Source organism: Pseudomonas sp. JAI115 (assembly GCF_014200835.1).
GTDB classification, from domain to species: domain Bacteria; phylum Pseudomonadota; class Gammaproteobacteria; order Pseudomonadales; family Pseudomonadaceae; genus Aquipseudomonas; species Aquipseudomonas putida_A.
Genome location: NZ_JACHCY010000007.1, coordinates 238,168 through 244,445 on the forward strand (window position 1 = coordinate 238,168; position 6,278 = coordinate 244,445).

Here is a 6,278-nt window from a genome sequence, read left to right on the forward strand (position 1 = left end):
TGTTCAAGCATCAACCGCTTTTTGGGTCGACTTGAAGACACGAATTTTCTTACCGTCTTCTACTTTGAAACCAACGCGGTCAGCCTTGTTGGTTTCGCCGTTGAAGATGGCGACGTTGGAAGCGTGCAGTGGCGCTTCTTTCTCGACGATACCGCCCTGTACGCCCGACATCGGGTTAGGCTTGGTATGACGCTTGACCAGGTTCAGACCACCAACAACCAGACGGTTGTCAGCAAGAACCTTCAGCACCTTACCGCGCTTACCTTTGTCTTTGCCGGCGATCACGATGATCTCGTCGTCACGACGAATCTTTTGCATGTCGGATCTCCTTACAGCACTTCTGGGGCGAGCGAGACGATCTTCATGAACTTCTCAGTACGAAGTTCACGGGTCACTGGCCCAAAGATACGGGTGCCGATCGGCTCTTGCTTGTTGTTCAGAAGAACAGCAGCGTTGCCATCAAAGCGGATAATGGAGCCATCAGCACGACGTACGCCGTGACGAGTGCGGACTACAACAGCAGTCATCACTTGGCCTTTTTTCACTTTACCGCGAGGAATTGCTTCCTTGACGGTAACTTTGATGATGTCACCGATACCAGCGTAACGACGATGGGAGCCACCCAGCACCTTGATGCACATAACGCGGCGAGCGCCGCTGTTATCGGCCACATCGAGCATGGATTGAGTCTGAATCATATAATTTCTCCGACCCCTAGCCCTTAGACTTCCACAGCGCGTTCGAGAACATCAACCAGCGCCCAAGACTTGGTCTTGGCCATCGGACGAGTTTCACGAATAGTGACTTTGTCGCCGATGTGGCACTGATTGGTTTCGTCGTGCGCGTGCAGCTTAGTCGAACGCTTAACGTATTTACCGTAGATCGGGTGCTTAACGCGACGCTCGATCAGAACGGTGATGGTTTTGTCCATCTTGTCGCTGACAACACGGCCAGTCAGCGTACGGACAGTTTTTTCGGCTTCAGCCATGATCACTTACCTGCCTGCTGGTTGAGCACAGTCTTCACGCGAGCGATGTCACGCTTAACTTGCGAGAGCAGATGAGACTGCCCCAACTGGCCAGTTGCTTTCTGCATACGCAGATTGAACTGGTCGCGCAGCAAGCCGAGCAGTTGCTCGTTCAGCTGCTGTGCGGATTTTTCACGAAGTTCATTCGCTTTCATCACATCACCGTCCGTTTAACAAAGGAGGTGGCGAGCGGCAGCTTTGCAGCAGCCAGGGCGAAAGCCTCACGCGCCAGCTCTTCAGAAACACCCTCGATTTCATACAGGACTTTGCCTGGCTGAATCTGGGCAACCCAGTACTCCACGTTACCCTTACCTTTACCCATACGAACCTCGAGAGGTTTCTTGGAGATCGGCTTGTCCGGGAATACACGGATCCAGATCTTGCCACCACGTTTTACGTGACGGGTCAGAGCACGACGCGCTGACTCGATCTGACGAGCGGTGAGACGACCACGAGCAACAGACTTCAGCGCGAACTCGCCGAAGCTGACTTTGCTACCGCGCAGTGCCAGACCACGGTTGTGGCCGGTCATCTGCTTGCGGAACTTCGTACGCTTTGGTTGCAACATTTGGCGTACCCCTTACTTAGCAGCTTTTTTACGAGGCGCTGGTGCTTGTGGCTTCAGCTCTTCTTGGCGACCACCAATTACTTCGCCTTTGAAGATCCAAACCTTTACACCGATCACACCGTAAGTGGTGTGAGCTTCGTAGTTGGCATAGTCGATGTCGGCACGCAGGGTGTGCAGTGGCACACGACCTTCGCGATACCATTCAGTACGTGCGATTTCAGCACCGCCGAGACGACCGCTCACTTGGATTTTGATGCCTTTGGCACCAATGCGCATGGCGTTCTGTACTGCGCGCTTCATAGCGCGACGGAACATTACACGACGCTCCAGCTGCTGAGCTACGCTCTGCGCAACCAGCATACCGTCGAGCTCCGGCTTGCGGATCTCTTCGATATTGATGTGCACAGGCACACCCATTTGCTTGGTCAGGTCCTGACGCAGTTTCTCAACATCTTCACCTTTCTTCCCGATAACGATACCTGGACGAGCGGTGTGGATGGTGATGCGTGCAGTTTGGGCCGGACGATGGATATCGATACGGCTTACGGACGCGCTTTTTAGTTTGTCTTGGAGATACTCACGCACTTTCAGATCTGCGAACAAGTAGTCCGCATAAGTCCGACCGTCTGCGTACCAGACGGAGGTGTGCTCCTTGACGATTCCCAGGCGAATGCCAATGGGATGTACTTTCTGACCCATCTCTTCGACTCCGTTACTTGTCAGCAACCTTGACAGTGATATGGCAAGACCGCTTGACGATGCGATCAGCACGGCCTTTGGCACGTGGCATGATGCGCTTCAGCGAACGCCCTTCGTTGACGAAAACGGTGCTGACCTTCAGGTCATCAACGTCTGCGCCTTCGTTATGCTCGGCGTTGGCTACGGCCGACTCCAGCACTTTCTTCATGATCTCGGCGGCTTTCTTACTGCTGAAAGCCAACAGGTTGAGCGCTTCGCCCACCTTCTTCCCGCGGATCTGGTCGGCGACCAAGCGGGCTTTCTGGGCGGAGATTCGAGCGCCCGACAACTTAGCGGCTACTTCCATTTCCTTACCCCTTAACGCTTGGCTTTCTTGTCAGCCACGTGCCCACGATAAGTGCGGGTACCGGCGAACTCGCCCAGTTTATGGCCAACCATGTCTTCGTTCACGAGAACTGGGACGTGCTGACGGCCGTTGTGTACTGCGATGGTCAGACCGACCATTTGTGGCAGGATCATCGAACGACGCGACCAAGTCTTAATTGGTTTGCGATCGTTCTTTTCCGCCGCCACTTCGATCTTCTTCAGTAGGTGAAGATCAATAAAAGGACCTTTTTTCAGAGAACGTGGCACTGTCGTATCCCTCTATTTACTTGCGACGACGGACGATCATTTTGTCGGTACGCTTATTACCACGAGTCTTCGCGCCCTTAGTCGGGAAGCCCCATGGCGATACCGGATGACGACCACCAGAGGTACGACCTTCACCACCACCATGTGGGTGGTCAACCGGGTTCATGGCAACACCACGAACGGTTGGGCGAACGCCACGCCAGCGTTTGGCACCAGCTTTACCCAGCGAACGCAGGCTATGCTCGGAGTTCGAGACTTCGCCCAGGGTCGCACGACATTCAGCCAGGACTTTACGCATTTCACCTGAACGCAGACGCAGGGTAACGTACACGCCTTCACGAGCGATCAGCTGAGCCGAAGCACCAGCGGAACGAGCGATCTGTGCGCCTTTACCTGGCTTCAGTTCGATGCCGTGTACGGTAGAACCGACTGGAATGTTGCGCAGTTGCAGAGCGTTGCCTGGCTTGATTGGAGCCAGAGCGCCTGCGATCAGCTGGTCGCCAGCACTCACGCCTTTAGGGGCGATGATGTAGCGACGCTCGCCGTCTGCGTAGCAGAGCAGTGCAATGTGAGCAGTACGGTTTGGATCGTATTCGATACGCTCGACAGTGGCGACGATGCCATCTTTGTCGTTGCGACGGAAATCGACCATACGGTAATGCTGCTTATGACCACCACCGATGTGACGAGTGGTAATACGGCCATTGTTGTTACGACCACCAGTCTTCGATTTTTTCTCGAGCAGCGGTGCGTGAGGAGCGCCTTTATGCAGCTCCTGGTTGACCACCTTGACCACAAAACGGCGGCCAGGGGAAGTCGGTTTGCATTTAACGATTGCCATGATGCACCCCTTCCTTACTCAGCACTGCTGCTGAAATCGAGATCTTGGCCTGGCTGAAGGGAGATAACTGCCTTCTTCCAGTCATTACGCTTGCCCAGACCGCGAGCAGTGCGCTTGCTCTTACCCAGAACGTTCAGGGTAGTGACGCGCTCTACTTTCACGCTGAACAGGCTTTCGACGGCCTTCTTGATTTCCAGCTTGGTTGCATCAGTAGCAACCTTGAAAACGAACTGGCCTTTCTTGTCTGCCAGAACCGTAGCCTTCTCGGAAACGTGCGGGCCAAGCAGAACTTTAAATACGCGTTCCTGGTTCATCCCAGCAGCTCCTCGAATTTCTTCACGGCCGACACGGTGATCAACACCTTGTCGTATGCGATCAGACTAACTGGATCGGAACCTTGCACGTCACGTACATCTACGTGTGGCAGGTTACGAGCAGCCAGGTACAGGTTCTGATCAACAGCGTCCGACACGATGAGAACATCGGTCAGGCTCATGTTGTTCAGCTTGCCCAGCAGATCTTTGGTTTTCGGAGTTTCAACAGCGAAATCCTGAACCACGACCAGACGATCAGTACGCACCAGCTCAGCAAGGATGGAACGCATTGCTGCGCGATACATCTTCTTGTTCAGCTTCTGGGAGTGATCCTGTGGACGAGCTGCGAAAGTGGTACCGCCGCCACGCCAGATTGGGCTACGGATAGTACCGGCACGAGCACGGCCAGTACCTTTCTGACGCCATGGGCGCTTACCGCCACCACGAACGTCGGAACGGGTCTTTTGCTGCTTGCTACCTTGACGGCCGCCGGCCATGTAGGCCACGACTGCTTGGTGAACCAGCGTCTCGTTGAACTCGCCGCCAAATGTCAGTTCGGAAACTTCGATCGCTTGAGCGTCATTTACATTTAATTGCATGTCAGCTTCCCCTTAACCGCGAGCCTTGGCTGCTGGACGTACAACCAGGTTGCCGCCAGTAGCGCCAGGAACAGCGCCCTTGACCAACAACAGATTGCGTTCAGCGTCCACGCGCACTACTTCCAGGGACTGCACGGTCACGCGCTCAGCGCCCATATGACCGGACATTTTTTTGCCCTTGAATACACGACCAGGAGTCTGGCACTGGCCGATAGAGCCTGGGACGCGGTGGGATACGGAGTTACCGTGGGTGTTATCTTGCCCGCGGAAATTCCAACGCTTGATCGTACCCTGGAAGCCTTTACCCTTGGACTGACCGGTTACATCAACCAGTTGACCAGCGGCGAAGATTTCAGCGTTGATCAGATCGCCAGCCTGGTACTCGCCTTCTTCAAGTCGGAATTCCATGGTGGTGCGACCAGCGGCAACGTTCGCTTTAGCGAAGTGACCAGCTTGAGCTGCTGTTACACGCGAAGCACGACGCTCGCCGACAGTGACTTGCACTGCACGATAGCCATCGGTCTCTTCAGTTTTGAACTGGGTGACGCGATTCGGCTCGATCTCAATGACCGTGACCGGAATGGAGACACCTTCTTCGGTGAAAATACGGGTCATACCGCATTTACGACCGACTACACCAATAGTCATGTTGTAAACCTCATGAGTGTACGGGGCTTTCACCCGCTATGGCCGCCCATTTCAGAGCGTTACACGACCAAGACCGAGTCTTAGCCGAGGCTGATCTGCACTTCCACACCGGCCGCAAGATCAAGCTTCATAAGAGCATCAACGGTTTTATCCGTTGGCTGGACGATGTCCAGAACGCGCTTATGAGTGCGGATTTCGTACTGGTCACGCGCGTCTTTGTTGACGTGCGGGGAAACCAGAACGGTGAACCGCTCTTTACGGGTAGGCAGTGGAATTGGACCACGCACTTGAGCACCAGTACGTTTCGCGGTTTCCACGATTTCCTGGGTTGATTGGTCGATCAGGCGATGGTCGAAAGCCTTCAACCTGATACGGATTTGCTGATTTTGCATTGGATTTCAGACTCCGGCTGCTATTCCCACCGGGCGCAATACGCCCGTTAAAAGGAGGCGCAATTCTATAGACGCCCCAGATAGGTGTCAACCCAATAAAAAAGCCCCCGCTGAGCGGGGGCTTTTTCACTTCATCAAGCAGACTCTATAAAAGAGAATTACTCGATGATTTTGGCTACGACGCCAGCGCCGACGGTACGACCGCCTTCACGGATAGCGAAACGCAGACCGTCTTCCATCGCGATGGTTTTGATCAGGGTAACAGTCATCTGAATGTTGTCACCTGGCATTACCATTTCAACGCCTTCTGGCAGCTCGCAGTTACCAGTCACGTCAGTAGTACGGAAGTAGAACTGTGGACGGTAGCCTTTGAAGAACGGAGTGTGACGACCGCCTTCTTCCTTGCTCAGAACGTAAACTTCTGCGGTGAACTTGGTGTGCGGCTTAACCGAACCTGGCTTGACCAGAACCTGACCACGCTCAACGTCGTCACGCTTGGTACCACGCAGCAGAACGCCGCAGTTCTCGCCAGCACGACCTTCGTCGAGCAGCTTGCG

Annotated in this window: 14 protein-coding genes; all 14 read right to left on the reverse strand. The window is 54.4% G+C overall.

All coding sequences use genetic code 11. The annotated features are described in order from the left end of the window. Positions 1-3: 3 nt before the first annotated feature. Positions 4-318 (reverse strand): 50S ribosomal protein L24, encoded by a 315-nt coding sequence (gene rplX / locus HDC30_RS18355; protein WP_003186046.1) that lies wholly within the window; start codon positions 316-318, stop codon positions 4-6. Between the two features lie 11 nt (positions 319-329). Further along, on the reverse strand, positions 330-698 hold the full coding sequence (gene rplN, locus HDC30_RS18360) for a 50S ribosomal protein L14 (protein ID WP_002555479.1): 369 nt from the start codon (positions 696-698) through the stop codon (positions 330-332). 23 nt (positions 699-721) lie between these two features. Continuing rightward, positions 722-988: a 30S ribosomal protein S17 gene (gene rpsQ, locus HDC30_RS18365; RefSeq protein ID WP_003194644.1), complete on the reverse strand. Its 267-nt coding sequence runs from the start codon at positions 986-988 to the stop codon at positions 722-724. Positions 989-990: 2 nt separating this feature from the next. Then, positions 991-1,182 (reverse strand): 50S ribosomal protein L29, encoded by a 192-nt coding sequence (gene rpmC / locus HDC30_RS18370; protein ID WP_002555481.1) that lies wholly within the window; start codon positions 1,180-1,182, stop codon positions 991-993. Then, entirely contained in the window at positions 1,182-1,595 is a 414-nt protein-coding gene (rplP, locus tag HDC30_RS18375) for a 50S ribosomal protein L16 (RefSeq protein ID WP_003228729.1), read from the reverse strand. Before rplP ends, rpmC begins: the two co-directional genes overlap by 1 nt. Positions 1,596-1,607: 12 nt before the next feature. Next, positions 1,608-2,294 carry a 30S ribosomal protein S3 gene (gene rpsC / locus HDC30_RS18380; protein WP_003176422.1) on the reverse strand — a complete coding sequence of 229 codons (687 nt, stop codon included), beginning with the start codon at positions 2,292-2,294 and terminating at the stop codon, positions 1,608-1,610. 13 nt (positions 2,295-2,307) lie between these two features. Continuing rightward, positions 2,308-2,640: a 50S ribosomal protein L22 gene (rplV, locus tag HDC30_RS18385; protein WP_003103908.1), complete on the reverse strand. Its 333-nt coding sequence runs from the start codon at positions 2,638-2,640 to the stop codon at positions 2,308-2,310. An 11-nt stretch (positions 2,641-2,651) separates the two neighbouring features. Continuing rightward, positions 2,652-2,927 carry a 30S ribosomal protein S19 gene (rpsS, locus tag HDC30_RS18390; protein WP_003228731.1) on the reverse strand — a complete coding sequence of 92 codons (276 nt, stop codon included), beginning with the start codon at positions 2,925-2,927 and terminating at the stop codon, positions 2,652-2,654. A 16-nt stretch (positions 2,928-2,943) separates the two neighbouring features. Then, on the reverse strand, positions 2,944-3,768 hold the full coding sequence (gene rplB / locus HDC30_RS18395) for a 50S ribosomal protein L2 (protein ID WP_003228734.1): 825 nt from the start codon (positions 3,766-3,768) through the stop codon (positions 2,944-2,946). Between the two features lie 14 nt (positions 3,769-3,782). Then, complete coding sequence (gene rplW / locus HDC30_RS18400; protein WP_002555488.1) at positions 3,783-4,082, reverse strand: 50S ribosomal protein L23; 300 nt, start codon at positions 4,080-4,082, stop codon at positions 3,783-3,785. Continuing rightward, a complete protein-coding gene (rplD, locus tag HDC30_RS18405; protein ID WP_003228735.1) occupies positions 4,079-4,681 on the reverse strand; it encodes a 50S ribosomal protein L4 in 603 nt (200 codons plus the stop codon). The genes rplW and rplD overlap by 4 nt, the downstream gene beginning before the upstream one ends. Before the next feature lie 12 nt (positions 4,682-4,693). Next, positions 4,694-5,329 carry a 50S ribosomal protein L3 gene (rplC, locus tag HDC30_RS18410; RefSeq protein ID WP_003228738.1) on the reverse strand — a complete coding sequence of 212 codons (636 nt, stop codon included), beginning with the start codon at positions 5,327-5,329 and terminating at the stop codon, positions 4,694-4,696. A gap of 80 nt (positions 5,330-5,409) precedes the next feature. Beyond that, positions 5,410-5,721 carry a 30S ribosomal protein S10 gene (rpsJ, locus tag HDC30_RS18415; RefSeq protein WP_003186070.1) on the reverse strand — a complete coding sequence of 104 codons (312 nt, stop codon included), beginning with the start codon at positions 5,719-5,721 and terminating at the stop codon, positions 5,410-5,412. 158 nt (positions 5,722-5,879) lie between these two features. After that, positions 5,880-6,278, reverse strand: a 399-nt coding sequence (locus tag HDC30_RS18420) for an elongation factor Tu (protein WP_183784280.1), incomplete at its 5' end; no start/stop codon positions are given.

What these genes read in the sequence shown, in the direction of transcription:
- rplC (WP_003228738.1), bottom strand. Translation starts at nt 5,329, where the DNA reads ATGACTATTGGTGTAGTCGGTCGTAAATGCGGTATGACCCGTATTTTC.
- rpsQ (WP_003194644.1), bottom strand. Translation starts at nt 988, where the DNA reads ATGGCTGAAGCCGAAAAAACTGTCCGTACGCTGACTGGCCGTGTTGTC.
- rplX (WP_003186046.1), bottom strand. Translation starts at nt 318, where the DNA reads ATGCAAAAGATTCGTCGTGACGACGAGATCATCGTGATCGCCGGCAAA.
- rplP (WP_003228729.1), bottom strand. Translation starts at nt 1,595, where the DNA reads ATGTTGCAACCAAAGCGTACGAAGTTCCGCAAGCAGATGACCGGCCAC.
- rpsC (WP_003176422.1), bottom strand. Translation starts at nt 2,294, where the DNA reads ATGGGTCAGAAAGTACATCCCATTGGCATTCGCCTGGGAATCGTCAAG.
- rplB (WP_003228734.1), bottom strand. Translation starts at nt 3,768, where the DNA reads ATGGCAATCGTTAAATGCAAACCGACTTCCCCTGGCCGCCGTTTTGTG.
- rplV (WP_003103908.1), bottom strand. Translation starts at nt 2,640, where the DNA reads ATGGAAGTAGCCGCTAAGTTGTCGGGCGCTCGAATCTCCGCCCAGAAA.
- rplW (WP_002555488.1), bottom strand. Translation starts at nt 4,082, where the DNA reads ATGAACCAGGAACGCGTATTTAAAGTTCTGCTTGGCCCGCACGTTTCC.
- rplD (WP_003228735.1), bottom strand. Translation starts at nt 4,681, where the DNA reads ATGCAATTAAATGTAAATGACGCTCAAGCGATCGAAGTTTCCGAACTG.
- rplN (WP_002555479.1), bottom strand. Translation starts at nt 698, where the DNA reads ATGATTCAGACTCAATCCATGCTCGATGTGGCCGATAACAGCGGCGCT.
- rpmC (WP_002555481.1), bottom strand. Translation starts at nt 1,182, where the DNA reads ATGAAAGCGAATGAACTTCGTGAAAAATCCGCACAGCAGCTGAACGAG.
- rpsJ (WP_003186070.1), bottom strand. Translation starts at nt 5,721, where the DNA reads ATGCAAAATCAGCAAATCCGTATCAGGTTGAAGGCTTTCGACCATCGC.